Raw genomic sequence first — 931 nt, 5'->3', positions numbered from 1 at the left:
GGCCGGAGTCATGACGCTCGTGAAGGCGGGGTGAAGGGCTGAAGGTTAGACCGGGGGGCGGGCGGGGTGAACCCGTCCGGGCCATCCCCCCGGGAACGGCGCTGTTTCCTGGCCGCCCGCCCTACGGCGCGACGGGCGGGAGCGGCTCCGCCAGGGCAGGACCCGCCGGGTCGGCCCGGGCCACGCGGCCCACCCGCTCCGCGTTGACGCGGGCCTGCACGTAGCGGGGCGACAGCCGGGTGGCGGCGGCGTAGGCGGCGCGGGCCTCCTCCAGCCGGCCCAGGCGCTCGCAGGCGACGCCCAGGTTGTTCTGCACGTAGGCCACGTGCGGCAGGAGGCTGGCGGCCTGGGTGAGGACCTCCACGGCGCGCGCGTTGTCGTTGGCGCGCAGGTAGGCGAAGCCCAGGTTGTTGAGCGCGTGGCCGTGCTCGGGGTCCAGGTGCACCGCCTGCTGGAAGCGCAGGATGGCGGAGGTGAGCTCATGGGCGCCCAGGTGCGCGCGGCCGAGCACCTGGTACACCTCCGCGTCCTCCGGGTCGCGCAGGAGCGCCTCCTCTCCCACGCGGACGGCGTCCGGGAAGCGGCCCTCCGACACCAGGAGCCGCGCCTGCTGCACCAGCGCCCCCGCGTCATGCGGCTCCGCCTGCCCCAGCCGGGCGTACGCGTCGATGGCGAGCGTCGTGTCCCCGGCCAGCCGGGCCGTGCGCGCCAACTGCGCCAGGGCGTCCGTGGCGCCCGGGTCGTCGTGCAGCGCGCGGCGCAGCTCCGTCACGGCGCCGGACACGTCCCCCAGGTCGCGCAGGCCCAGGGCGCGGGCCACATGGTCGACCCGGCGGGCGTGCGTGTGCGGCAGCGCCAGGGCGTCACCGGGGACGGGGGCCTCCGCCGGGGCGGCCTCGTCCACGAGGCGCGGGGCGGGCATCAGCGACGG

At 77.4% G+C, this 931-nt stretch carries 1 protein-coding gene; it reads right to left on the bottom strand.

The features are described 5' to 3' along the window. Positions 1 to 121: 121 nt before the first annotated feature. On the bottom strand, positions 122 to 931 hold an 810-nt coding region (locus D7V80_RS41080), incomplete at its 5' end, for a lipopolysaccharide assembly protein LapB (protein ID WP_120593160.1).

The sequence above is a fragment of the Corallococcus sp. CA054B genome, assembly GCF_003611625.1.
GTDB classification, from domain to species: Bacteria; Myxococcota; Myxococcia; order Myxococcales; family Myxococcaceae; genus Corallococcus; species Corallococcus coralloides.
The sequence above is the reverse complement of the archived record's forward strand: the minus strand, read 5'-3'. Positions and strand labels throughout refer to the sequence as shown.